Source organism: Hydrogenophaga sp., from assembly GCF_051858985.1.
GTDB lineage: Bacteria > Pseudomonadota > Gammaproteobacteria > Burkholderiales > Burkholderiaceae_C > Hydrogenophaga.
On sequence record NZ_JBHYGM010000001.1, the window covers coordinates 275,042 to 298,182 of the forward strand.

The following is a 23,141-nucleotide window of genomic DNA, read 5'->3' on the forward strand; positions in this document are numbered from 1 at the left end:
CTACCGGTGCCGTCCCGCGTAGGCACCGCCCCCGGCGAGCAGCGCCGCACCGAGCCAGAACACCACGCCCACGCCCATGGCCGAGCCCAGCGCGCCGAACACCAGCGGCAGCAGGGTCTGGCTGGCGCTGGTGATCGTGGAGCGCACACCCACCGCCTCACCGGCCCGGCCGGCGGGTGCGGTCACGTGCAACAGCCCCATGGCCATGGGCTGGCCGCAACCGAGCGCCACACCGAGTGCGAAGGCGGCCAGCAGCATCACCGGCAGCGAGGTCGCCATGGGGAACAGCAGGTAACCCGCGGCGGTGATGAACATGGCCCAGCGCAGGGTTCGCCACTGGCCCAGGCCCGCCGCCAGGTGCGGCAGGAAGATGCGCACCACGAAAGTGCCGACACCGAAAGCCCCCATCACCGAGCCAATGGCGGTGGCGCTCAGGCCGGAGCGCGCGCCATGCAGGGGAACCAGGAAGGCGAACAGGTCCCAGCCCATCGAAAGCAGACCGCTGACCACGAACACGGCACGCAAGGGCCGGTGACGCAACAGGTCCACCACGGAATGCGCAGCTTCGTGGGGTGCAGGCCGCAGCAGCGCGGGCGACTTCGGCGAGGAGGCCAGGATGTAGAGCGCGCCCAGGGAACAGGCCGCCGCGCCCAGGAACGCGGCCGCATGCCCGAGCTGGTCGATGGCCACGCCCGAGAGCATGGGCCCCACCACGCCCGACAACGAAAAACCCATCGCCAGCACCGAGAAGGCGCGCGTGAGACCTTCGGGTGGCGCCTGCTGGCCGATGGCGTTGTTCACCGCCACATGGGCCAGCATGTAGCCGGTGCCCACGAGCACGCTCGCCACGCACAGCGCGGGAATCGATGGCCACCATCCCGCGACAAGCGCGCCGGTGGCCGCCAGGACCAGCCCGGCCATGGCAGGCTTGTGGTGGCCGATGCGATCGGACCAGCGCCCGGTCTGCACCGCGAGGAACATGGGAACCACCATCAGCAGGCCCATGACGAGCCCGATGGCCAGGGGCGAGGCGTTCAGCGCCACCGCCTGCAGGGTGAGTGTGAAGCGGCCTGCGGCGAAGGCCACGTGGCCCAGCACCAGCAGGCCGATGAGCCGCAAGGGAACGGAAGAACCTATTTCGCGTAACGCCACTGCAGCAGTGTAAAGGGCGGTTCGGCCTGGGGATGGTGTTCGAACACGCCCTCCACCTCAGCGCCAATGCGCACTTCCTCCATCGGATCGCCCAGCAGGTTGCCGAGCATGCGCACGCCGGGTGCGCCCTCGATCTCCACCACCACCACCAGATAGGGACCGTGGTGGTTCAGGCTGGGGTGCACCGGGTGCCAGACGCGTTCCCAGCTGTAGATGCGGGCGCGCGGCGCCACTTCATCCCACTCGGGATCGATGGCGTGGCAGCCGTGGCAGATCCATTCCGGGCCATGCTGCCAGGTGCCGCAGGCCTTGCAGTGCTGCACCATCACGCGGTTCTCGCGCAGGCCGTTCCAGAACGGCGCGGACAGGCCGTCGCCCTCGGGCACCGGGATTGGCAGGCCGGCCGGCAGGTAAGACTCGTTGGTGGTGTTCGCGCTCACAGCGTGGCCTCCGATCCCAGAAGAAGGTTGCTCACCGGCGTGACCATCGGTCCGCCGATCACCAGCGCCACATCGCTGCGCGGCGCCTGCGCGGTCGAGGTGCCGCGCACCTGACGAACCGCCTCCAGCACCAGCTCGAAGCCGTGCATGTAGCACTCGGCGAGATTGCCGCCGCTGGTGTTCAGCGGCAGCTTGCCGCTGGGCGCGAGGAGGTTGTCAAGCTGCAGGAACTCGTTGGCCTCTTCAGGCTTGAAGAACCCGTGCTCGGCCAGCGCCATCAGCACGCCGCCAGTGAAGTTCTCGTAGCTCTGCACCACGCCCACGTCCTTCGGGCCCAGGCCCGCCATGCGGTACATGTTGGGCGCCACGGTCGAGAAACTGGAACTGGCGTAGTTCGGCTGGTTGTGCGCGTTGGCCCCCACGCGGTGGTCCGAACCCGTGGCCGCGCCCAGGATGTAGACCGGCCGGTTCGGAAAGTCCTTCGCACGCTCGGCCGGCACCATGATCACGGCGGCAGCGCCGTCGTTCTCCATGCAGCAGTCGAACAGGTGGAAGGGCTCGACGATCCAGCGCGAGTTGTCGTACTTCGCTTCGTCCAGCGGCTTGCCGTACATCACCGCGCGCGGGTTGGATTGCGCGTGGTGGTAGGAGGCCATGGCAATGGCGCGCAGCGCTTCCTGTTTCACACCGTTCTCGTGCATGAATCGGCGTGCCTTCATGGCGAATTTCTGCCCCGGCGAGAGCACGCCATACGGCGCCTGGTAGGCCATGTCGCTGGAGATGGTGGGCGCGGTGGGTGCCTTCCCGAAACGGCCGAACTGCCCCTGCGCCAGCGAGCGGTAGGCCACCACGCAATCGGCCAGGCCCGATGCGATGGCCGCCGCGCCGTTGGCCACGGCACCGCAGTTGCCGCCACCGCCTCCGCCCCACTGCATGGTGGTCGAGCGCAACTGCTTCGCACCGAGCGCCGCCGACATGCGGGACGGCTCGCTGCGGTCGTTGGAATAGGACGCAAAGCCGTCGATGTCGCGCGGATCGATGCCCGCGTCCTTCGAGGCCGCCAGCACCGCCTTGAGCGCGAGCTTGAACTCGGCGTCGGGCGACTGGCTGTGCTTGTAGTAAGTGGTCTCCCCGATGCCGACGATGGCAACGCGTCCCCTGAGTGATCGATCGGTCATCGAAGCTTCCTGTGCGCCCTTCGTGACGCAGCAAATATTTGACATTCAAATGGATGGACCAATACTAGCATACGAACTATACTGGCCGCCGACCTGGAAAGTCAGCCTGGAGACACCGACTATGCGATGGAAAAACAGGCCGGAGGGCTCCAATTGGGGCGACTTCGGCGAGGACGATCAGATCGGGCGCATGAACCTGATCACCCCGGCCCGGCGACTCGCCGCGGTGCGCGAAGTGACCGAAGGCCTGGCGTTTTCGCTCAGCATGCCACTGGACTACCCCGGTGGCTCCGACCTCGTGCCGAGCCGGCGTGCACCACGCATCGAGGCCACGCGCCGCGCCACCGGCGAGTACAGCTACAACTTCTGCTTCTCCTGCCAGAACCACTCGCTTTTCGACATCACGTCGGACGACGCCGTGACAATCTGGACCCAGTATTCCACGCAATGGGATTCACTGGCCCACTGGGGCCAGGAGTTCGATGCCGATGGCGATGGCGTGGCCGAACCGGTCTACTACAACGGCTGGCGCGCGGGCGAACATGTGCTCGGCCCCGACCAGCCCGGCGGGCCGTTTGCGAAGAAGCTCGGCATGGAGACGCTGGCGGAGACGGGTGCGCAAGGCCGCGGGGTGATGGTGGACCTGAATGCGATCCATGGCGAGGCACCGGCCGTGGTCGGCTACGACGGCCTCATGCGCGCGCTCGAGCGGCAGAAGACCAGCGTGGAGCCAGGCGATTTCCTGTGCCTCTACACGGGCTGGGCGGACCTGGTGCTGTCGATGAAGAAGCAGCCCGATTTCGACCGGCTCAAGAAGTCCTGCGCCGTGCTCGATGGCAAGGACCCTGCGCTGCTCAACTGGATCACCGACAGCGGCCTGGTGGCGATCTGCGCCGACAACCTCGGCGTGGAAGCCGTGAACAGCGCGGCCTCGGCCGGTGGTGGCGACAAGCATTCGTTCATGCCGCTGCACGCGCACTGCCTGTTCAAACTCGGCATTTTCTTTGGCGAGATCTGGAACTTCAGCGAACTGGGGCCCTGGTTGCGCGAACACCAGCGAAGCCGGTTCCTGCTGACCGCGCCGCCCCTGCGCCTGCCCGGGCTGGTCGGTTCACCCCCGATGCCCGTCGGCACGGTTTGAGATCAACACAACGAGGAGAAGACAACGTGACGGATATCAAGCAACGCGTGGCCGCCGTGACCGGTGCCGGCGGTGGCATCGGCCTGGGCATTGCAGAGCGTCTGGCGCGTGCCGGCTACCAGGTGATCGCGATGGACCGGGACGCTAAGGTCAACGAGGCGGTGGCCATCCTGAGCGCCGAGGGCCTGAAGGTGCAGGCGGTGGTGCTGGACGTGGCCGATGAAGCGGCGGTAAAAAAGGCCGTGGCCGACATCGATGCGCAGCACGGCCGGCTGGACGTGCTGGTGAACAACGCCGGCATCCACCCGAAGGTGAACGGCGAACGCAACAGCTTCATGAAGATGACCACCGCCCAGTGGAACGAGGTGCTGGGCGTGAACCTCACATCGGCCTTCGTGCTCTGCCGCGAGGTGGCCCCGCTCATGAAGCGCCAGCGCTGGGGCCGCATCATCAACATGTCGTCGCGCGCAGGCCGCACGCTGGTGGACACGGCAGGCATCCACTACGCGGCGGCCAAGGCCGGCATGATCGGCATGACGCGCGTGATCGCCGCTGAAGTCGCGGCCGATGGCATCACCGCCAACTGCATCGCGCCAGGGCGCATCGTCTCGCCCATGACCGACCAGGGCAGCGCAGAACAGCGGGCCATGCTGGTGGGTCGCATTCCAGTCCGCCGCATCGGCACCCCGGACGAGATCGGCCATGTGGTGCAGTTCCTCGCCTCGGAGGACGCCGGTTACCTCACCGGGACGGTCATCGACGTCAACGGCGGCACCTTCATGTGCTGAGGCCAGCATGAGCAACGACAACGCAAAGCGTCGCGGCGCGCCACCTCACCATTTCATCGACGACGCCTGGCTGGCGCTGCGCGACGAGCCGGTGCTCGACGCCGGCCGTCCCATCGTCGACCCGCACCACCACCTGTGGGACCGGCCGCACCACCGCTACCTGCTGCCCGAGATCCTGGCCGACCTGAACACGGGTCATCACGTGCGCGGCACCGTATTCGCTGAATGCAGTTCCATGTACCGCGCCGACGGAGACCCGCGCTTTGCCTGCGTGGGCGAGGTCGAGTTTGTCAATGGCATTGCGGCCATGAGTGCCAGTGGCGTGTATGGCCCGGTGCGCGTGGCCGCCGGCATCGTCGGCAAGGTCGATCTCACGCTGGGCGCCTTCGCCGAGGACGTGCTGCGCGCCTGCATGGAGCGGGCGCCCGACCGTTTCCGCGGCATCCGCCACATGGCCGCGTGGGACGCCAGTCCGCAGGTGAGCACGCTGCTGCGCCCCCCGCCGCCCGACCTGCTGGTCAACCCGGCCTTTCGCGAAGGGCACGCGGTGCTCGGGCGGCTGGGGTTGTCGTTCGACGCCTGGGTCTACCACCCGCAATTGCCGCAGCTCATCGAGCTGGTCGACGCCAACCCGCACACGCCGGTGGTGCTCAACCACCTGGGCGGCCGCGCCGGCCTTGGCCCGTACGCGGGACAGCAGGACGAGGTGTTCAAGTCGTGGAAGGCCTCCATCGTGGCGCTGGCCGAGCGGCCCAACGTCACCATCAAGCTCGGTGGCATCGGCATGCGCCTGGGCGGTTTCGATTTTCACGAAAGAGACCTCCCCCCCTCTTCGGAAGAACTGGCGGCGGCCTGGGGTCCGTACGTCCACACCTGCATCGAGGCTTTCGGCACGTCCCGCGCCATGTTCGAGAGCAACTTCCCGGTCGACAAATCCTGCTGCAGCTACCGCGTGCTGTGGAACACGTTCAAGCGGCTCGCAGACGGATTCTCCGAGTCGGAGAAGGCCGACCTCTTTGCCGGCAGCGCGGTTCGAACCTACCGACTGCCTGTCGAACTGGCGCAACCCGCGCCCACCACACCGTGAGAGCCGGACCACCCCGCGTGGCGCTGGTCACCGGCGCGGCGAGCGGCATCGGCCTGGCCATCGCCACCCAGTTGGCGAAGGACGGGCTCATCACCGTGATGCTCGACCGGTCGCCCGCCATCAGCGACATCGCCGCCGGCATCGGGGAACGGGCACACGCCATCGTGTGCGACGTCGCCGATGCGGCGCAGATCCACGCCGCGGTGGACGAGGTGGACTCGCGGCATGGCCGATGCGATGTGCTGGTGAACAACGCCGGCATCCACCCCAAGCGCGATGGTGGCAAGTTCCTGATCGAACAGATTCCGATGGCGCAGTGGCAGGAAGTGATGGCCATCAACCTCACTTCGTCCTTCGTGTTCTGCCAGCGCGTGATGCCGCTGATGCGCCGCAACCACTGGGGTCGCATCATCAACATCTCATCGCGCGGCGGTCGCACCGCCTCGCCCGTGGCAAGTGCCCACTACGCGGCCACCAAGGCGGGACTGATCGGCTTCACCCGCATCGCCGCCCTCGAAGGGGCGGCGGACGGCATCACCGCCAACTGCGTCGCGCCAGGCCCCATCGAAAGCGCCATGACCGCGGGTTCCTCGCCCGAGGTGCGCGCGGCCTTCGCCCGCAGCGTGCCGCTGGGCCGCTATGGCGACCCCGAGGAAATCGCTTCCGCCGTGAGCTTCCTCGCGGGCAACGGCTCATCCTTCATCACCGGCGCCATCTTCGACATCAACGGCGGGACGTACATGCCATGAGCGACACCTACCAGCGCGACACCTTCCCCCTTCGCGAACTCACCATCGGCCAGGTGCTGCGCAAGCAGCGCCAGCGCTTTGGCGGCAAGACCCTGCTCACCGAACTGTGGACCGGCCGCCAATGGACGTACGCCGATCTGGACGATTTCGCCAACCGGGCCGCCCAGGCGTTGCGAGGCCTGGGCGTGAAGAAGGGACAGCATGTGGGGCTCATGCTGGGCAACTCGGCCGAACACCTGGCGCTCTTCCTCGGCCTGGGCAAGCTGGGCGCGGTTTCGGTGCCGGTGAACACCGCCGCGCGCGGCGATCTGCTGCGCTACTACCTCAGCCACGGCGATGCATCGCTGGTGATCGTGGACGAAGTCCTGGTGTCGCGCCTGGCGGAAGTTCTGCCCCAGCTCGATCTGGTGCGCAGCGTGGTCGTGCTCGGCGCCGATGGCACGAAAGCCGATACCCAGAGCCTTGCGCTGCCCCGGCCCGTGCACGACCTCGCCACCTTGCTGGCTGAGGCGTCCACGGCCGATCCAGAGGCTGACGTGAAGTGCTCGGATCTCCTCATGCTGGCTTTCACCAGCGGCACCACCGGTCCGTCCAAGGCCAGCATGCTGCCGCACGCCGCGGCCCTCACGTACGGCACCAGCGCGGCCGAGGCCCAGGGCTACCGTGAATCCGACGTGTTCTACATCTGCCTGCCCCTCTTCCACAACAATGCGCTGCTCGCCGCGTTCTGTGCCGCGCTGGTGTGCGGTGGCTCTGTGGCCCTCTCTCAGCGCTTCTCTGCCTCGCGCTTCATGGACGAGATCCGCCGCTCGGGAGCCACCATCACCAACTTCCTCGGCGCGATGTCCAACTTCCTCTGGAGCCAGCCGCCGCGATCCGACGACACGGACAACAGCCTGCGCCTGGTCAGCATGTCGCCCATGCCCGGCTTCGTGTCGGCGTTCGAGAAGCGCTTTGGCCTCCAGGCCATGAGCAACTACGGCCTCTCCGATTTCGGCACCGTCAGCGCCTTTGTGCCTGGCGCTCCCGACAGCAAGCTCGGCTCCATCGGCAAGGCCCGGCGCGACTTCGAATTGCGCGTGGTCGACGACGACGACTTCGAATGTGCCACCGACGAGGTGGGTGAACTGGTGATCCGCTCGCACGAGCCGTGGCGTGCCACCACCGGCTACTACAAGATGCCCGAGGCCACCTTGGCGGCGCGTCGCAACCAGTGGTTCCACACCGGCGACCGGGCGCGCTGCGATGCCGATGGCTATTTCTGGTTCGTCGACCGCAAGAAGGATTGCATCCGCCGGCGCGGCGAGAACATCTCGGCCTACGAGGTCGAACAGGTGATGGCGCGCTTCGACTCGGTGGCCAACGTGGCGGTCTTCCCGGTGAAGACGCCCGATGGCGACGAGGAGGTGGGCGCCAGCGTGGTTCTCCGCGAGGGCCACACGCTGAGCGAGGCCGAACTGGTGGAACACTGCGCGCGCAACATGTCCTACTTCATGGTGCCGCGGTACGTGCAGTTGCTGCCCGAGCTGCCGGTCACGGTGAATCAGAAGGTGGAGAAATTCCGCCTGAAGCAGGCCATGGAAGCCGCGCTCGGCACCGTGTGGGACCGCGAACGCAGCGGCATCGTGCTCGAACGCTGAAGGGCCGTGGACATGATCGATACCCCGACCCCGGGAAGCACTTGCCCGATCCGCGTGGTGGCCAGCGGACTGGCTTTTCCCGAAGGCCCGGTGGCCCTGCCCGATGGCAGCTTCCTGGTGGTGGAAGTGGCCAATGGCCGGCTCACACGCGTGCGGGCCGACGGCCACCCGCACACGGTGGCCGAACTGGGCGACGGACCCAACGGCGCCGCGCTCGGGCCCGACGGCCACGTCTACGTGTGCAACAACGGCGGCTTCGCCTGGCACATCGAGGACGGCAAGCGCCACGTGGTCGGACCCAGCAGCGACTACCGGGGCGGGCGCATCGAGCGCGTGAACCTCGCCACCGGTCGCGCCGAGGTGCTCTACACCCATGCCGGCCCACACCGTCTGTGCGGGCCCAACGACCTCGTGTTCGACCGCGAAGGCGGTTTCTGGTTCACCGACCTGGGCAAGACCCGCGCGCGCGACATGGACCGCGGTGGCGTGTACTACGCGCGCGCCGATGGCAGCCTGATCCGCGAGGTGATCTTCCCCATCTCCAAACCCAACGGCGTGGGCCTGTCGCCCGACGAGAAGACGCTGTATGTGGCCGAGACCGAAACCGGCCGCCTGTGGGCCTTTGACATCACGGGTCCTGGGGAGGTGGCACGGCAGCCGCGGCCCTCGCCCCATGGCGGTCGCCTGGTGATGGGCCTGCCCGGCTTCCAGATGCTGGACTCCATGGCCGTGTGCGCAGACGGCAGCGTGTGCTGCGCCACGCTGGTTCGCGGTGGCATCACGATGGTCTCGCCCGACGGCCAGGACGTGCGCCACGTGCCCATGCCGGACGGGCACACCACCAACATCTGCTTCGGCGAACCGGATCTCAAGACCGCCTACATCACGCTGGCGCACCGTGGCGAGCTGGTGGCCACGGCCTGGGACCGGCCCGGACTCAAGCTGAATTTTTCGGGCTGGTGAGGTCCACGCTCAGGAAGGCGTCAGCACGGCACCGCCGCAGACCGAGATGCACTGCCCGGTGACATAGCCCGACAACGGCGTGACCAGAAACTCCAGCACGTTGGCGCAATCCTCCACGTCCCCGAAACGGCGCAGCGGAATGCGGCGCATCTCCTTTTCGGTGTGCATGTGGCGACCTTCCGATTGTTTGCGGATGCGTTGCGTGAGCATGCCGCCTGGCGAAAGGCAGTTGACCCGGATGCCGTCGGGCCCCAGTTCAGCGGCCAGATGCCTTGTGCAGTGCAGCACGGCTGCCTTGGCCACCGAGTAAGGCGTGAGGTTGGCGCCCGACTTGGCCGCGTCGAGCGCCACCATGGTGGCCACGTTCACGATCACGCCGCTTCGCTGCGCGCGCAGGGTCGGGGCCACCGCCTGGCAGCAGAACACCGCGCTGCGGTAGTTCACGCCGAACATCTGGTCCATGTCTTCATCGGTGAACATCGTGGCGGCGCTGCGTTCCACGGGGGAAAAGGCACCGCCGGCGTTGTTGACCAGGATGTCGATGCGCCCGAACGCGGAAAGCGTCTGGTCCACCAGATTGCGTGCCGCTTCTCGCCGCGTGAGGTCACCCTGCACCCCCAGGCTGCGTCGGCCCAGCGCACGCACTTCGTCGGGCACGGTGGCCGCGGTGAGTGCCTCGCCGAACTCGTTGGACGAGGCCAGGTCGATGTCGGCCACCACGACGTCGGCACCGAGGGCTGCCAGCCGCAGCGCATAGGCGCGGCCCAGGCCGCGCGCTGCGCCGGTGACGATGGCCACCTGCCCCTGCAGTTTCAGCATGTGCTCAGAGCCCGCCCATCGAGCAGCCGATCTCTTCCTTCGTGCCGTAGAGCGCCTCGAAATCGGCCATCTTCATGTCGGTGTTGAGGATCTCCAGCGCGTCGTAGCGGTCGGTGACGTTGTCGCGGACTCGGGCCACCGGCAGGCGGGTGATGAACTGGTGATCCCAATCACGGAAGTAGCCCGGCACGTGGGCCGGACGCACGGTCTCCAGGCCGCGCACGATGGCGGCCGCGTCGGTCGACTTTTCCTTGGCGATGGCCGCCAGGATCATGTTCATGCACACCCAGCCCTGCGCCATGCTGGCAGAAGCCGGCGTGCCCTTGATCTTGCGCACCGCTTCGTTGAAGGCGCGCTCGGCCGGGCCGTTGGCCGGGTTGTTGTAGTGCCAGTACTTGCCCATGATGCCGGACAGGCCGTTCTGCGACCAGATGTCTTCATCGGCCACCGTGAGGCTGGCCAGCGGAATGCGCCCGCGCAGGCCGAACTCGTTGTACTGCTTGAGGAAGGCGGTGAGGTCGGTGCCGGCAATGCCCAGCGCCACGGCGTCCGGCCGCGCCTGCCGGATCTTGAGGATGATGGAGCTGAAGTCGGTGGTGCCCACCGCCGCCGAATCGACACCCAGATCGGTGCCACCGGCCGCTTCCAGTTCCTTCTTGAGCATCTGGTACGCCTCCTGGCCGTAGGCGTAGGCACCCACCAGGAAATACCAGCGCTTGCCGGTGCGCAACAACTCGCGTGCCACCAGCTTGGCATAGACCGCAGGCGTCGCGTTGTTGCGAAACACATAGCGGTTGCAGTTCTTGCCCGTGATCTCGCGCGCCAGCGCGGCGCTGATGATGGTGGGCATCTTGCCGCTGGCCGCGGCCGAGGCGATGGCCAGACCGGTCGCGCTGTTGCTACCGCCGATGACCGCACTGACCTTGTCCTCCTGGATCAGCTTCTGCATGTTCTGCTGCGCTCCCAGCGGATTGGGCTCGTCGTAGGCCACCAGCTGGACGGGACGGCCCAGCACCTGGTTGTTGGCCTGGTCCAGCGCGATCTTGATGCCGAGCGAGGCGGCCTCGCCCTGCAGGGCGAACGGCCCCTGGCGAGGCAGCAGGCTGCCGATCTTGATGGGCGCGCCGGTCTGGGAAAACACCAGCGTCGGCGCGCCGAGCACGGCGGCGCCCGCACCGACGGTCTGCAGGAGCCGGCGGCGACCGGCGGAGAAACTCGAATCGTGTGTCATGTTTTTCTCCTTGTGGAATGGATCAGGAAGGCTTTCAGGAAAAGGCGTCAGGCGGAGGGGATCAGGACCGGCTCCACCAGTCCCAGCAGGCGGGCCTGCAGGGCGTGGTCTGCGGCCAGGTCAGTGGCGTCGCCCTCGTAGGCGACCTTGCCGTTGACCAGCACCACGGCGCGGTCGACGATGGAGAGCACCTGTTCGGCGTGGTGTTCCACCAGCACCATGGCCACGCGCCCGCGCAGCTTCTGCACCGCAGCCATCACTTCGTTCACCACCGCGGGCGCAAGGCCCTCGAACGGCTCGTCGAGCAGGATCAGGCGGCTGGGCGTGAGCAGCGAGCGAGCAATCGCCACCATCTGCCGCTCGCCGCCAGAGATGTTCTCGGCGCGCGACCTGCGCACGGTGGCCAGGCGCGGGAACAGCTCGTAGACCTCGTACAGCGACATGCCGCCCTTGCGCAGCGCGATCAGCAGGTTGTCCTGCACCGTGAGGTTGGGGAACAGGCGCCGACCCTCGGGCACCATGGACATGCCCAGGCGGTTGATCTCGAAGGGTCGCAGGTTCTGGATCTCGCGTCCGTCCCAGACGATGCGACCTTCATCCGCCGGCAGCATGCCGTAGAGAGCGCGCAGCAGTGTGGTCTTGCCCACGCCGTTGCGCCCGAGCAGGGCCACCGCTTCACCCTCGTGCACGCGCAGGTCGATGCCGTCGAGGATGCGCCCGCCGCCATAGCCTGCCGCCAGGCCGCTGGCCTGCAGCAGCACCGGAGACGGCGCGCGCGGCAAACGCGCTGCCCCGGCCGCGCCCCGCACCTCCGGCGCGCTGCCCAGGTAGGCGCGCACCACCTCGGGGTTGGCCGCCACTTCGGCGGGTTTGCCGTCGGCGATCAACCTGCCCTGGTGCAGCACGGTGATGCGGTCGGACAACGCGAGCACGCGGTCGATGTCGTGTTCGATCAGCACCACGCCGTGCGAGCGCGCCAGGGTCTGGATCAGACCGGCCACGCGCTCGCGGTCGGCTTCACCCAGGCCGGCCAGTGGCTCGTCCAGCAGCAACAGGCGCGCTTCGGTCGCCAGCGTGATGCCGATCTCCAGCAGTCGGCGTTCGCCGTGCGAGAGGTCGGTGCAGAGCTCGGCGGCACGCCCGTCCAGGCCGACCGCCTCCAGCACCGACCAGGTCCGCGCGTTGATTTCATCCGAGGTGTGAGCGTCGCGCCACAGGGCGTGCGCGTTCGCGCGCGTGGCCTGCACGGCCAGGCGCACGTTCTCGAACGCCGTGAGGTGGGTGAACACGCTGACGATCTGGAATGAGCGGGCCAGCCCCAGCCGGATGCGCTGGTGCAAGGGCAGGCGGGTGATGTCCTGGCCCAGGAAACGCACCACGCCCGCGTCGGCCGGCAACACGCCGCTGAGCATGTTGAAGAAGGTCGTCTTGCCGGCCCCGTTGGGCCCGATGAAGCTGTGCAGCGTGCCCGCGTGGACATCGAAGTCGTACCCCGCCGCCACCGTGAGCGAGCCGAACTTCTTGGTCAGCCCGCGCACGCTCAGCAGTGGCTCGCCGTGGGCGGGCGCGACCACCGGGTTCGGCGCGTAAGGCGTGATGCGCGCGGGTCGGGGTGGAATGCCCTCGCGCACGAGCGTCCAGCCCTTGAGGCCAAGCACCCGGCGCAACAAGCCGTGGATGCCCTCGGGTGCCAGCAGCACCACCAGCATGATGAGTGGCGCGAACAGCAGCCACCAGTTGTTGATGAGGGCGCTGAGCTGGTCTTCGAGCACGATGAAGACGATGGCCCCCCAGAGCGCTCCGAGGAAATGGTGCATACCACCCAGCACGGTCATGAGCAAGGCATCGGCCGCGTGCTCCCAGCTCAGCGGGTTGGCGTAGACACCCCGCATGAACAGCGTGAGCATGCCGCCGGCCAGTGCGGTGATGGCCGCCGAGAGCACAAAGCCGGCGAGCTTGATGCGCTGCACGTCGTAGCCCAGGCTGGACGAGCGCTGTTCGTTGTCTCGAATGGCCTGGAACAGACGGCCCAGGGGCGAGTGCGCGAGGCGCCACATGAGCCACAGCGTGACGAGCACCGTGGCCACCACGAAGACGTGAAAGGCCATGGCCGATTCCAGCACCGGCCGTGGCACGCGCTGCAGGCCGTTTTCACCCCCGGTGAGATCGGTCCACTTGTAGGCGATCTCGTAGGCGATCTGTGCGCACGCCAGGCTCAGGAGTGAAAAGTACAGGCCGCGTCTTCGCAGGATGAGCGCCCCCACGGGAAGCGCCACCAGCGCGGTGAAGACCACGGCAAAGGCCAGGCCCACGAATTCATTGACGTCGCCGAACCAGTGCAGCAGCGAGAGCGCGGCCGCATAGCCGGCCACGCCGAAGAACACCGAACCGCCAAAGGGCACCAGGCCCAGGTAACCCACCAGCAACCCGACGCCCGCGGCATAGAGCACGTAGATGGCGATCTGCGTGACGCGGCCCAGCGGCAACGTGGTCACCAGCGTCAGGATGCTGAGCACCACCAGCGCGGCCGCCACCTGGGCCACGGGGTGTCTGAAAAGGCGCTTCATGAAAAGTGTTCCCAGTGCTCACCGAACAGGCCGCGGGGCCGCACCAGCAGGATGGCCGCCATCAGCAGGTACATCGCCACGCCAGCGGCCTGCGGGAAGAACTGCGTGCTCATGGCCGTCACCAGCCCCACCAGCAACCCGGCCACGACGGCACCCCCGTAAGAGCCCAGGCCGCCGATGGTCACGATCACGAAGGCCGGCATGATGGCCTGCGCCGACATGCTGGGCGTGACCGACCACAGCGGCGCGGCCAGCACCCCGGCAGCACCCGCGAGCATGCAGCCCACGCCGAAGGCGCCCGTGAGCACCAGCGGCAGGTTGATGCCCAGCATGCCCACCATCTGGGGATCTCGGCTGCCCGCACGCAGGATGCGGCCATAGGGCGTGAACGACAGGAAGGCCCACAGCAGCAGCAGGATGGACACCGTGATGAACAGCACCGCCACGCGGTAGGTGGTGGTGAGGATGGGCCCGTACTCGATGAAGCCCGAGAACACCTCCGGCGGCGACAAGGGCTGGGCATTCGACCCCCAGGTGGTGCGGATCACGGCTTCGATGAACAGCGAGAGCGCAAAGGTGAGCACCAGCGTCATCAGCGGGTCCTTGCCGTAGAGCCGGCGCACCAGCACGCGTTCCACCAGGATGCCCACGAGCCCAACGCCGAGGGGGGCCAGGAACACCGCAGGCCAGCCGAACTCTCGCTGAAGGGTCAGTGCGAAGTAGGCGCCGAGGGCGAAGAATGCCCCGTGCGCGACGTTCACGATGCCGAGCAGTCCGAAGACGATCGAAAGCCCGATCGAGATGAGGATGAACAGGAAGCCGAGCACAAGGCCATTGACGGTCTGGGAGAGGATGGCATCAAGCATATTGCCTCAATATATCATTGGACCAACCATTGATGCAATAGAACTTCCACTGTCCATCACCCATCCATTGCCACTACGATGGCGACCATGAAAACCTCGCCCCCCACCTCCAGCTTCGGCATCCAGCCGATCAGCCCTCAGCGCATCTACCAGGAAGTGGCCAGCCAGTTGCGGCGCAACATCTCCGAAGGCAAGCTGCGTCCGGGCGACAAGCTGCCGCCGGAGCGCGACCTCGCGCAGATGTTCGGCGTGAGCCGCAACACCATGCGCGAGGCGCTTCGGGCGCTCGAGCTCAGCGGCCTGATCGAGCTCAAGCTGGGGTCGGCCGGCGGTGCCTTCGTGCTGCCCGGCAGTTCCAACGCCGTGGTCAACGGCATGCGCGACCTGTATTTCCTCGGTGCCATCACGCCCGACCACCTCACCGCGGCGCGCATTTCGGTGAGTTCGGCGGTGATCCGCATGGCCTGCGAGAACATGACCGCCGAAGACCTGGCCGAGCTCGAACGCAACGTGGCCATGGCCGAGGAAATGCACAACTCGGGCAGCTTCGAGGAGCGCACGAAGTACCACCAGGCCTTCCACGTGCTGCTGGCCAAGGCCACGCACAACCCGATCCTGCTGGCCACCACCGAAGGCATCGTGGAAATCCTGCGCCAGTTCGTCAAGGCCATCGGTCCCACGGAAGACCAGACCTACACCCTGCCCTCGCGCAAGCGGCTGCTGGCACACCTGCGCAAGCGCGACGCCGAGAAGGCGGTGAAGGAAATGACCTCGGCGCTGACCAAGCTGCACGAGGGCTACATGGTCAAGGCGCGGGGGTTGCCGCCTGGCAAGCCGGCGGCAGCCAGCAAGGCCCCTGCGGCTGCCAGAACGCGCACCCGCACTCCTCGCGCCACCTGATCGTGGCCCCGCGCACGGGGTGACCCGATCAGGCCAGCCCCATGGCCTTGCGTTCACGAAAGATGAAGTCTTCCTGCGTGCGCTGACCCGACTCCCACCCCGGCACGGGTTGTGGCGCATTCGCGGGCACCGGCACCACCTGTTTCCAGTCGGCCACCAGCGTGCGCTTCTGGATCTTCCATTCGCCATCGCGACGCTCGAAGCGGTCCACGTAGCGCGAGCAGGTCAGCAGGTCCATGGCGCCCTCGGGGGCCTTGCCGCCCGCGAGCTGTGCCAGCGCCTGGGCTGCATCGGCCGGGTATCGCTGCGTGGTGCGCACGTAGCTTTCCACCAGGGCCATGTCCGGCCCGGCAAACTCGATGAGCACATTGCTCACCGCGTGCATGGAGAACGGGATGTTGCGATGGCGGTTGCGGATCCACTCCATCAGGCCGTCCACGCCGCCGTCGTAGGCGCCGTGCGCATCGGTGGCGTCGGGGTGGAACACCGTCTTCATCAGCTTGAAGTCGAGCCGGTCCACGCTGCGGCACCAGCGGTACATGCAGTCCTGGATCTGCATGCGGTCGGCGATGCGTTCGGGCGAGTAGTCGTTGTTCATGTCGGGCGACTTATTCAGGCTGGAGATTGGCCTGCTGCATCACGCGGGTCCAGATCTTCTGGTCGGCTTCCCAGGTGTCGGCGAAGCTTTTCGCGGAGGCGGGCTTCGGTGTCATGCCCAGGCCCGAGAGCTTGGCCTGCATCGCGGGTTCGCTCACGGCCTTGTTCACGGCGTCGTTCAATTTCGCAACGACCTCGGGCGGCGTGCCAGCCGGCGCAGCCAGGCCGAACCACGCCAGTACGTCAAAGCCCGGCAGCGACTCGGCGATGGCGGGCACGTTGGGCAGCAAGGGGCTGCGTTGCGGCGAGGACACGCCCAGCATCTTCAGGCGTCCTGCCACCACCAGGCCATTGATCGCGTCCGATGGCGTGGTGATCACCATCTTGACTTCACCGGTGAGCGCCGCGTTGGTGGCCTGCGACGAACCCTGGTAGGGCACATACACCATCTCCAGGCCGGCCATCTGGTTGAACAGCTCGTTGGTGAGGTGGCCCAGCGAGCCCCGGCCGGCCGAGGCGTACTCCAGGCCGCGCGGCCGTGCCTTGGCGTAGGCAATCAGCTCGGCCACGTTGTTGGCGGGAATCACGGGGTTGGTCAGCAGCACCATGGGTGTGGTGGCCACCAGGCCCACGGAGGCGAAATCCTTGATGGGGTCGTAGCCGGCGTTCTTGCGCATGAGCGCGGTCGTCACGGTGGAGTTGCCCACCTGCAGCAGCGTGTAGCCATCGGGCGCGGCGTTCTTCACGTGCTGCGTGCCCACAGTGCCGCCAGCGCCCAGGCGGTTCTCCACCACGATGGGTTGACCCAGCAGGCGTTGCAGCGGCTCCTGCAGGTTGCGGCAGAGCACATCGCCTGTGCCGCCGGCGGCGAACGGCACGATCAGGTGAATGGCCTTGTTGGGGAAGCCCGACTGGGCCCAGGCCTGGCCGGCAGGAAGCGCGGGCAGGGCAGACAGCGCGGATGCGCCCAGCAGGTGGCGGCGGGAAATCATGGGGAGTCTCCTTGGTCTCGGGATGTGTCGGCGGCGGCGCCGCTCGGCTGGAAGGCGGGAAAGGCCAGCGCATGGCCGTCCTCTTCCCAGGTGATCTCGAGCGGCTGGCCGATGACCAGTTGCTCGTAGGGCGCCAGGATGCGCGCCAGCATGCGCGGGCCCTCTTCGAGCTTCACGAGTGCGAGTGCGTACGGCACCCGGCCGGCCAGCGCGGGCGGCGCCACGCGACTTTTCGTGAGCGCGAAGATGGTGCCGCGTCCGCTGGCCTCGCGCCATTGCACACCGGCCTCGCTGTACAGGCTCTGGGGCCGGGGGTAGAACTGCGCGCGACCACTGGCGGCGTCGAACTGCAGCATGAGCTTTCTTTCGCGCACGCCCGCCCAGAACGGATCGGCCACATCGCTGTGCTGCGCACCGGTGTTCATTGCGCGCGCTCCAGCAGCATCACGCTGCTCGTGCCCCAGTTGCGCGCATACGGAATCACGCCGATGCCGCTGAGCATGGCGTTGCCGTGCCGTTTCACCTGCCGCTCGCCGGCTTCACCGAAGAGCTGGCGCAGGCATTCGATGAGGTTGACACCGCCGCCGGCCAGACCGGGCTGCCCGGCCGAGATCTGGCCCCCGCCGGTGTTCAGCGGCAGGTCGCCAGCGTGGCCCATGTCGTGGGCCAGCACGAAGGCACCGCCCTCCCCCGCGCCGCAGAAACCGGTCTGCTCCAGTTGCAGGATCAGCGCGATCAGGAAGTCGTCGTACCAGTGCAGCATGTGCACGTCCTTCGGTGCCATGCCGGCGGCCTTGAAGGCGCGCGGGCCCACTTCGTTGAAGCCGCTCACCAGCAGGTCGTCGCCATGCAGCTCGCGCGGATCGAAGTTGATGCGTTCGGCGTAGGCCACGGGATGCACCAGTTTCTCGAAGCCGAGCTCGCGCGCCTTGCGCGTGGACATCACCAGCACGGCGCTGGCGCCGTCGCAGCGCATCACGCAGTCGAGGATGCGCAGCGGATCGGACACGATCTTCGATTCCAGGTAGTCGCGCTCGGTGAGTGGCTTGCGCAGCACCTCGCAGGCATGGGGATTGAGCAAGGCACCGTTGCGCTGCGTCACCGCCAGCCGGGCCAGCGCGTCGTGGGGCAGGCCATGGCGGTGGTCGTACACCGAACTCAACAGCGCGAAGGCGCTCAGCGGACCAGCGTACCCCGCCGGATCGCAGAAGTCGGTGCGGTGGCCGGACTGCACCGAGCGGTCCCGCGTGGACACCGCGTCGGCGGCAAGGCACAGCACGATCTCGCACTGGCCGGCATCGATCGCCATGCCCGCGCGGATGAGGTTGCCGCCGGAGGACGCGCCGCCGATGTCGGTGGCCTGGCACCAGGTGACCGACAATCCCAACCCCTCCGCCATGAGGCTGCTGTAGAACGGGTTGCCGCCTTCGGACATGGCCAGCGTGGTGGCGAAGCCATCGATCTGGTCGCGCTGGATGCCGGTGCTGGCGAGCAAGGCGCTGACCGCTTCGCCGGCGAGCGACAAGGCGCTGCGGCCGCTGCGCCGCACGAGCGGCGTTTCGGCGTAACCGACGATGGCCAGGTCACGCCGCGCCAGGAAGCCCATCAGGCGTTCACCCAGGTCACCACGTCGTCCAGATCTGCCCGGCTCGTGCGGTAGCTGTTGGCCGGGTGGCTGGTGTCCTCGTAACCGAACGAGATGCCACACACCACCTGGCGAGAGGGATCGATGCCCAGCAGCGATTTGGCCAGCGCACTCTGCGAAGCCAGCGCGGCCTGAGGAATCGCGGCCACGCCGTGCGCCTGCATCGCCAGCAACAGCACCTGCACGTACCCGCCCACATCCACCGCACCGTACACACCCAGGCCCGGGTCGCTGGTGAGGATGGCGACATGCGGCGCCCCGAAAAGCCGGAAGTTCTCCAGCGCCTGCCGGTTGCCACCGTCCTTGTCGCCGCGCTCCACGCCCACGGCCTTGTAGAGCTGGAAGCCGCACTCACGCCGGCGAGCCAGGTAGTCGCCGGTGTATTCCTTGGGAAAGGGAAAGTCGCTGCCCTTGTCCGATCCGGTTCGCGCGGCGTTCCACATGGCGTCGCGGAAACGCTCCACCGCTGCTCCAGAGGCGATGGTGACCTTCCACGCCTGCGAGTTGCACCAGGACGAGGTGCGCTGCGCGGTGGCCAGAAAGCGCTTCTGCACGTCGACGTCCACCGGCTGCGGCAGGAACGCCCGGCAGCTGTGGCGTTCGGCCAGCAGCTTCTCGAGCGCGGCGGCCTCGCCGGTGGCGAAGGTCGTGTTTCGGTCCATGTTGGGTGCAATTGACTTGATGTTTAATGGTTAGACCAATATAATGCACCCTCCAATCGTTGTCAATTCAACCCCTGCCGACCCACCCGGAAGCGAGGCAGACATGCACCACCCCGACCCGACCTCCAACCCCAACCGCCGCCTCGTGCTGGCTGCCGGCCTGGGCGCAGCAACCCTCGGACTGACACTTCCCGTGCGGGCGCAGGATGCGTTCCCCAGCAAACCCATCCGCGTCCTGGTGGGCGCTGGCGCCGGAGGCTCCACCGACATCACGGCCCGCCTGGTGGGCACCGAACTGCAGAAGCTGCTGGGCCAGCCCGTGGTGATCGAGAACCGGCCGGGCGCATCGGGCACCATCTCCGTGCAGCAGACCGTGCGAGCGCCGGCCGATGGCCACACGCTGGTGTGGGTGGGCAACAGCGTGATGGCGATTTCGCCGTTCCTGTACAAGGAGCCCGGCTACGACGTGAAGACGCTGATCCCGGTGAGCCTGGCCACCACGTCGATGTTCGTCATCATGGCCTCACCCGAATTCAAGGACCTCAAGCAACTCATCGCCTACGGCAAGGCCAATCCAGGCAAGCTCAGCTTCGGCTCCAACGGCGTGAACGGCAGTCTGCACCTGCTGGCCGAGCTGCTCAAGACCGAAGCCGGTTTCGACGCCGTGCACATCCCCTACAAGGGTGGCGCGGAATCGGCCAGCGCCACCATGGGCGGCCAGATCCAGTTCTACTTCGATGCGCTCTCGTCCAACCTCCAGCTCGCGCGCACGGGCAAGCTCAACGCGCTGGCCGTGACCGGATCGCGCCGCGACAAATCGCTGCCCGACACGCCCACCATGGCCGAACTCGGCCTGCCGGCCATGACCACCGACGTGTTCTTCGGCCTCGTCGCGCCACCCGGCACGCCCACGCCTGTGGTGAACAAGCTGGCCGATGCCATGAAGACGGTGCTCGCACAGGCGCCGCTGCGGGAGGCACTCTCCGCCACCGGCAACGAACCGCAAAGTTCCACGCCGGCGGAGTTCCGCGCGCTGGTCGACAAGGAAGCGGCGCGCTTCCAGGCCTTGATCAAGGCCAAGGGCATCCAGCCGCAGTAGAAGGTCGGGCGCCCTATCGAGAGCTGCCGTCGGGCCGGCTTTGCCGGACCACTGGCAGCGCCCCCTGGGGGGTAACGCGCAGCGCTGCGGGGAGGCCCCATCTCACGATGGCGGGCTGGCCTTCCCTTCGAAGGCCGTGGCAGGAATCGAGGAGAGCCGGGCGCGGACCGTCGTCCGGGGGTGGCAGGCCCTGCTGATGGCGCCTGCGCTCCATGGCCGGGCGGATCGATTGCAGTGCCGTGGTGGCCAGCGGCCCGAGCAGTTCGGTCAAGTGGGTGCAACCGAGCGGGCCACGAAAGCGCGCCTTCACCGCCTGCGTGAAGCCCGGCTGGATGCGCAGGCCGATCAGCTGTTCGTAGGCGGGGTTGATCTCGATGCAGTCTGCGTACGGCACCTGGTGCGACACCGCCTGCGCCTCCACGATGGTGAAGCTGTCATCCAGCGCGATGCGCAGCGACATGAGATGCACCGGGTCACCCGCCTTGCGCATGACCACATCGCCGCGCACGAAGGCCGGCTCCATGTCGTAGGCACGCGTGTCGGACAGGCGCGCCTCCACCTCCCAGAGACCGTCTTCGCGCGCCCAGCCCGTGCAGGTGATCTGCCGGGTGTGCAGGGGCTCGCGCGGCTTGGCGGGTGGAAGCTCCCGCATCAGGCTGCGGCCTCCACCCGCGCGGGTGCGGGGATCTTCGCGGCGGGTGCCGTGGCGCTCAATGCACCCGTGGCGCGCAGCGCGGCAATGCGCTCTTCGCTGTAGCCCAGCGTGTCGCGCAGCACTTCTTCGGTGTGCTGGCCCACGGCAGGGGCCGGCCTGGGATCGGCCACGGGCGTTCCCGAATAGCGGATGGGCAGCGCCACATTCGGCATCCACCCGATCACTGGATGCTCCACCCGTGTGACCAGATTGCGAGCGCGCGCTTCGGGCGAACGGATCGCGTCACCCACGTTGCGCACCTCGCCACACGGAATGGATGCGGCGCGCATGCGCGGCTGCCAGTAGGACCAGGGCTGCTTCGCGAAGATCTCTCCGAGCATCTCGAAGATCTCCTTGCGCCGGGCCATGCGGCCGTTGCGATCGGCCAGCACCGGGTCGGCGGCGAGGTCCGGCCGCTCGATCACCTGGGCCATGAGGCGGTGGAAGATCTTGTCGTTGCCGCAGTTGATGTAGAACGGCTTGTCGCTGGACTCGAACACGCCCGACGGGCAGGTGTCCGGGCTGGTGTTGCCATGGCGCTGCGGCACGGCACCGGTGAACAGATGCTGCAACGCGGCGTAACCCGTCATGAGCACGGCGTTGTCGAACAGCGCGACCTCGATCGACTGGCCTTCGCCGGTGCGGTGGCGCGCGAGCAGTGCGCCCAGGATGGCGTTGCACGCCATGGTGGCGGTGCTGATGTCGATCACCGGGGAGAGCGTTCGCACACCTTGCCGGTCGTTGTAGCCGTTCATCGAGATGAAGCCGCTCTCGGCCTGCGCGATGGGGTCGAAACCCAGTCGGTCAGCGAACTCGCCCTCGCGCCCGTAGGCCGAGACCGAGCAATAGATCAACCTGGGGTTCAGCTTGCGACAGCTTTCATAGTCCAGACCGAAGCGCTCCATGACGCCGGTGGAGAAGTTCTCCACCACCACGTCGGCCTTGGCCACCAGCTCGCGCACCACGGCCAGGCCTTCCGGCGTCTTCATGTTGAGCGCAGCGCTGCGCTTGTTGCGGTTGCTCCAGAGGTAGGGAGCGCCCTGCGCCGGCAGATCCGCGTGCACCGGCGGATAGTGGCGGAACTCGTCGCCTCGCCCCGGCGTTTCCACCTTGATCACATCCGCGCCCATGTCGGCCATCACCATGGTGGCGAAGGGACCCGCAATGAAGTGGGTGAAGTCGACCACCGTCACGCCCTCAAGCGCCTTGGGCGCATTGGCCGCACGCGGCGTGTGGATGGGGAACTCGGCTTCCAGGTTGTCAAGCATGTTTGTCCTCATACGGCCGCATGAAATGGGCCTTGTGTTCCATTGGTAAGACCATTATACTGTCAAGTTCCAACAGCGGTCAAAGCTTTTTGCAGACTTTTGCCCACACCCACGGAGACATGCCCTTGCCCGCTCCCACTTCGCACGGCCAGCCGGTCGACGCACTCGACCAACTGCTCTGCGCCGACGCCATCCGCCAGACCAAGGCACGGTACTGCCGCTTCATCGACACCAAGCAGTGGGACCGCCTGGCGTCCATCTTCACAGAAGACTGCCGTTTCGAAGGCCTGGGCTCGGCACCGGCAGGGGCGGACGTGTCCATGTTCGTGCAAGGGGTCTCCAGCCGGCTGGCCAACACGATTTCGGTGCACCACTGCCACATGCAGGAAACCGTCAGGACCGGGCCGGACACGGCCCGGGTGATCTGGGCGATGGAGGACTTCGTGGAGTGGACCGACGGCAGCACCGTGAAAGAGACGCCGGGCAGCAAGGGATTCTTCGGCTACGGCCACTACGAAGAGGAATACCGGCGCGTCGGCACCGACTGGAAGATCAGTTTCCTGCGCCTCACCCGCTTGCGGCTCGACCCCGTTCCGGTGGACGCGCCCGCGCCCCGCATGGGGCAGCGCCAGGCCACACCCGACTGGCTCGACGTGTGAGCCA

Annotated in this window: 23 protein-coding genes; 9 read left to right on the forward strand and 14 right to left on the reverse strand. The window is 67.3% G+C overall.

The window, feature by feature from the left end:
- Genes ACTIEY_RS01300 through ACTIEY_RS01310 form a run of 3 tightly spaced genes read right to left on the reverse strand, consistent with a single transcriptional unit; the run spans position 1 to position 2,770 of the window.
- Positions 1-1,152, reverse strand: a complete 1,152-nt coding sequence (locus ACTIEY_RS01300; RefSeq protein WP_439517339.1) for an MFS transporter — start codon at positions 1,150-1,152, stop codon at positions 1-3.
- Positions 1,134-1,592: a Zn-ribbon domain-containing OB-fold protein gene (locus ACTIEY_RS01305; protein ID WP_439517340.1), complete on the reverse strand. Its 459-nt coding sequence runs from the start codon at positions 1,590-1,592 to the stop codon at positions 1,134-1,136. The genes ACTIEY_RS01300 and ACTIEY_RS01305 overlap by 19 nt, the downstream gene beginning before the upstream one ends.
- On the reverse strand, positions 1,589-2,770 hold the full coding sequence (locus ACTIEY_RS01310) for a thiolase C-terminal domain-containing protein (RefSeq protein ID WP_439517341.1): 1,182 nt from the start codon (positions 2,768-2,770) through the stop codon (positions 1,589-1,591). The genes ACTIEY_RS01305 and ACTIEY_RS01310 overlap by 4 nt, the downstream gene beginning before the upstream one ends.
- 121 nt (positions 2,771-2,891) lie before the next feature.
- Between ACTIEY_RS01310 and ACTIEY_RS01315 the strand changes: the two genes are divergently transcribed.
- The 6 genes from ACTIEY_RS01315 to ACTIEY_RS01340 are packed head-to-tail and all read left to right on the forward strand — an operon-like array spanning position 2,892 to position 9,138.
- Positions 2,892-3,911, forward strand: coding sequence for a cyclase family protein (locus ACTIEY_RS01315; protein WP_439517342.1), 1,020 nt, complete (start codon positions 2,892-2,894; stop codon positions 3,909-3,911).
- Positions 3,912-3,937: 26 nt separating this feature from the next.
- Positions 3,938-4,699 carry an SDR family oxidoreductase gene (locus tag ACTIEY_RS01320; protein WP_439517343.1) on the forward strand — a complete coding sequence of 254 codons (762 nt, stop codon included), beginning with the start codon at positions 3,938-3,940 and terminating at the stop codon, positions 4,697-4,699.
- Positions 4,700-4,706: 7 nt separating this feature from the next.
- Positions 4,707-5,786: an amidohydrolase family protein gene (locus ACTIEY_RS01325; RefSeq protein WP_439517344.1), complete on the forward strand. Its 1,080-nt coding sequence runs from the start codon at positions 4,707-4,709 to the stop codon at positions 5,784-5,786.
- Entirely contained in the window at positions 5,783-6,535 is a 753-nt protein-coding gene (locus ACTIEY_RS01330) for an SDR family oxidoreductase (RefSeq protein WP_439517345.1), read from the forward strand. The genes ACTIEY_RS01325 and ACTIEY_RS01330 overlap by 4 nt, the downstream gene beginning before the upstream one ends.
- Positions 6,532-8,175 (forward strand): AMP-binding protein, encoded by a 1,644-nt coding sequence (locus ACTIEY_RS01335; protein ID WP_439517346.1) that lies wholly within the window; start codon positions 6,532-6,534, stop codon positions 8,173-8,175. The genes ACTIEY_RS01330 and ACTIEY_RS01335 overlap by 4 nt, the downstream gene beginning before the upstream one ends.
- A gap of 12 nt (positions 8,176-8,187) precedes the next feature.
- Positions 8,188-9,138 (forward strand): SMP-30/gluconolactonase/LRE family protein, encoded by a 951-nt coding sequence (locus ACTIEY_RS01340; RefSeq protein ID WP_439517347.1) that lies wholly within the window; start codon positions 8,188-8,190, stop codon positions 9,136-9,138.
- Between the two features lie 9 nt (positions 9,139-9,147).
- On the opposite strand, the gene ACTIEY_RS01345 is transcribed toward ACTIEY_RS01340, so the two are convergent.
- Genes ACTIEY_RS01345 through ACTIEY_RS01360 form a run of 4 tightly spaced genes read right to left on the reverse strand, consistent with a single transcriptional unit; the run spans position 9,148 to position 14,621 of the window.
- Positions 9,148-9,957 (reverse strand): SDR family NAD(P)-dependent oxidoreductase, encoded by an 810-nt coding sequence (locus tag ACTIEY_RS01345; protein WP_439517348.1) that lies wholly within the window; start codon positions 9,955-9,957, stop codon positions 9,148-9,150.
- A gap of 4 nt (positions 9,958-9,961) precedes the next feature.
- Positions 9,962-11,188 (reverse strand): ABC transporter substrate-binding protein, encoded by a 1,227-nt coding sequence (locus ACTIEY_RS01350; RefSeq protein WP_439517349.1) that lies wholly within the window; start codon positions 11,186-11,188, stop codon positions 9,962-9,964.
- Positions 11,189-11,235: 47 nt separating this feature from the next.
- The gene (locus tag ACTIEY_RS01355) at positions 11,236-13,755 is read right to left on the reverse strand and encodes a branched-chain amino acid ABC transporter ATP-binding protein/permease (protein ID WP_439517350.1); all 2,520 of its coding nucleotides are present in this window, start codon (positions 13,753-13,755) and stop codon (positions 11,236-11,238) included.
- Positions 13,752-14,621 carry a branched-chain amino acid ABC transporter permease gene (locus tag ACTIEY_RS01360; RefSeq protein ID WP_439517351.1) on the reverse strand — a complete coding sequence of 290 codons (870 nt, stop codon included), beginning with the start codon at positions 14,619-14,621 and terminating at the stop codon, positions 13,752-13,754. Before ACTIEY_RS01360 ends, ACTIEY_RS01355 begins: the two co-directional genes overlap by 4 nt.
- Before the next feature lie 87 nt (positions 14,622-14,708).
- On the opposite strand from ACTIEY_RS01360, the gene ACTIEY_RS01365 reads away from it, so the two are divergent.
- Complete coding sequence (locus ACTIEY_RS01365; RefSeq protein ID WP_439517352.1) at positions 14,709-15,521, forward strand: FadR/GntR family transcriptional regulator; 813 nt, start codon at positions 14,709-14,711, stop codon at positions 15,519-15,521.
- A gap of 28 nt (positions 15,522-15,549) precedes the next feature.
- On the opposite strand, the gene ACTIEY_RS01370 is transcribed toward ACTIEY_RS01365, so the two are convergent.
- From ACTIEY_RS01370 to ACTIEY_RS01390, 5 genes are read right to left on the reverse strand one after another with little or no spacing between them, the layout of a single operon-like run.
- Positions 15,550-16,119, reverse strand: coding sequence for a nuclear transport factor 2 family protein (locus ACTIEY_RS01370; protein WP_439517353.1), 570 nt, complete (start codon positions 16,117-16,119; stop codon positions 15,550-15,552).
- A gap of 10 nt (positions 16,120-16,129) precedes the next feature.
- The gene (locus ACTIEY_RS01375) at positions 16,130-17,110 is read right to left on the reverse strand and encodes a Bug family tripartite tricarboxylate transporter substrate binding protein (RefSeq protein WP_439517354.1); all 981 of its coding nucleotides are present in this window, start codon (positions 17,108-17,110) and stop codon (positions 16,130-16,132) included.
- Positions 17,107-17,535 carry a Zn-ribbon domain-containing OB-fold protein gene (locus ACTIEY_RS01380; protein ID WP_439517355.1) on the reverse strand — a complete coding sequence of 143 codons (429 nt, stop codon included), beginning with the start codon at positions 17,533-17,535 and terminating at the stop codon, positions 17,107-17,109. The genes ACTIEY_RS01375 and ACTIEY_RS01380 overlap by 4 nt, the downstream gene beginning before the upstream one ends.
- Positions 17,532-18,716 (reverse strand): thiolase family protein, encoded by a 1,185-nt coding sequence (locus ACTIEY_RS01385; protein ID WP_439517356.1) that lies wholly within the window; start codon positions 18,714-18,716, stop codon positions 17,532-17,534. The genes ACTIEY_RS01380 and ACTIEY_RS01385 overlap by 4 nt, the downstream gene beginning before the upstream one ends.
- Positions 18,716-19,417: a nitroreductase gene (locus ACTIEY_RS01390; RefSeq protein ID WP_439517357.1), complete on the reverse strand. Its 702-nt coding sequence runs from the start codon at positions 19,415-19,417 to the stop codon at positions 18,716-18,718. The genes ACTIEY_RS01385 and ACTIEY_RS01390 overlap by 1 nt, the downstream gene beginning before the upstream one ends.
- 103 nt (positions 19,418-19,520) lie before the next feature.
- Here ACTIEY_RS01390 and ACTIEY_RS01395 point away from each other — a divergent pair, with 103 nt between their 5' ends.
- On the forward strand, positions 19,521-20,516 hold the full coding sequence (locus ACTIEY_RS01395; protein WP_439517358.1) for a Bug family tripartite tricarboxylate transporter substrate binding protein: 996 nt from the start codon (positions 19,521-19,523) through the stop codon (positions 20,514-20,516).
- Between the two features lie 13 nt (positions 20,517-20,529).
- On the opposite strand, the gene ACTIEY_RS01400 is transcribed toward ACTIEY_RS01395, so the two are convergent.
- Both ACTIEY_RS01400 and ACTIEY_RS01405 read right to left on the reverse strand, forming a co-directional pair.
- Positions 20,530-21,168 carry a DUF2889 domain-containing protein gene (locus ACTIEY_RS01400; protein ID WP_439517359.1) on the reverse strand — a complete coding sequence of 213 codons (639 nt, stop codon included), beginning with the start codon at positions 21,166-21,168 and terminating at the stop codon, positions 20,530-20,532.
- Entirely contained in the window at positions 21,168-22,478 is a 1,311-nt protein-coding gene (locus ACTIEY_RS01405) for a CaiB/BaiF CoA transferase family protein (RefSeq protein ID WP_439517360.1), read from the reverse strand. The genes ACTIEY_RS01400 and ACTIEY_RS01405 overlap by 1 nt, the downstream gene beginning before the upstream one ends.
- 125 nt (positions 22,479-22,603) lie before the next feature.
- On the opposite strand from ACTIEY_RS01405, the gene ACTIEY_RS01410 reads away from it, so the two are divergent.
- Complete coding sequence (locus ACTIEY_RS01410) at positions 22,604-23,137, forward strand: nuclear transport factor 2 family protein (RefSeq protein ID WP_439517361.1); 534 nt, start codon at positions 22,604-22,606, stop codon at positions 23,135-23,137.
- Positions 23,138-23,141: the final 4 nt, after the last annotated feature.

Bases quoted from the DNA above. Each gene is read 5' to 3' on its own strand.
- ACTIEY_RS01310 (WP_439517341.1), bottom strand. From the start codon at position 2,770: ATGACCGATCGATCACTCAGGGGACGCGTTGCCATCGTCGGCATCGGG.
- ACTIEY_RS01315 (WP_439517342.1), top strand. From the start codon at position 2,892: ATGCGATGGAAAAACAGGCCGGAGGGCTCCAATTGGGGCGACTTCGGC.
- ACTIEY_RS01325 (WP_439517344.1), top strand. From the start codon at position 4,707: ATGAGCAACGACAACGCAAAGCGTCGCGGCGCGCCACCTCACCATTTC.
- ACTIEY_RS01335 (WP_439517346.1), top strand. From the start codon at position 6,532: ATGAGCGACACCTACCAGCGCGACACCTTCCCCCTTCGCGAACTCACC.
- ACTIEY_RS01340 (WP_439517347.1), top strand. From the start codon at position 8,188: ATGATCGATACCCCGACCCCGGGAAGCACTTGCCCGATCCGCGTGGTG.
- ACTIEY_RS01345 (WP_439517348.1), bottom strand. From the start codon at position 9,957: ATGCTGAAACTGCAGGGGCAGGTGGCCATCGTCACCGGCGCAGCGCGC.
- ACTIEY_RS01350 (WP_439517349.1), bottom strand. From the start codon at position 11,188: ATGACACACGATTCGAGTTTCTCCGCCGGTCGCCGCCGGCTCCTGCAG.
- ACTIEY_RS01355 (WP_439517350.1), bottom strand. From the start codon at position 13,755: ATGAAGCGCCTTTTCAGACACCCCGTGGCCCAGGTGGCGGCCGCGCTG.
- ACTIEY_RS01360 (WP_439517351.1), bottom strand. From the start codon at position 14,621: ATGCTTGATGCCATCCTCTCCCAGACCGTCAATGGCCTTGTGCTCGGC.
- ACTIEY_RS01365 (WP_439517352.1), top strand. From the start codon at position 14,709: ATGAAAACCTCGCCCCCCACCTCCAGCTTCGGCATCCAGCCGATCAGC.
- ACTIEY_RS01370 (WP_439517353.1), bottom strand. From the start codon at position 16,119: ATGAACAACGACTACTCGCCCGAACGCATCGCCGACCGCATGCAGATC.
- ACTIEY_RS01375 (WP_439517354.1), bottom strand. From the start codon at position 17,110: ATGATTTCCCGCCGCCACCTGCTGGGCGCATCCGCGCTGTCTGCCCTG.
- ACTIEY_RS01380 (WP_439517355.1), bottom strand. From the start codon at position 17,535: ATGAACACCGGTGCGCAGCACAGCGATGTGGCCGATCCGTTCTGGGCG.
- ACTIEY_RS01385 (WP_439517356.1), bottom strand. From the start codon at position 18,716: ATGGGCTTCCTGGCGCGGCGTGACCTGGCCATCGTCGGTTACGCCGAA.
- ACTIEY_RS01390 (WP_439517357.1), bottom strand. From the start codon at position 19,417: ATGGACCGAAACACGACCTTCGCCACCGGCGAGGCCGCCGCGCTCGAG.
- ACTIEY_RS01395 (WP_439517358.1), top strand. From the start codon at position 19,521: ATGCACCACCCCGACCCGACCTCCAACCCCAACCGCCGCCTCGTGCTG.
- ACTIEY_RS01400 (WP_439517359.1), bottom strand. From the start codon at position 21,168: ATGCGGGAGCTTCCACCCGCCAAGCCGCGCGAGCCCCTGCACACCCGG.
- ACTIEY_RS01405 (WP_439517360.1), bottom strand. From the start codon at position 22,478: ATGCTTGACAACCTGGAAGCCGAGTTCCCCATCCACACGCCGCGTGCG.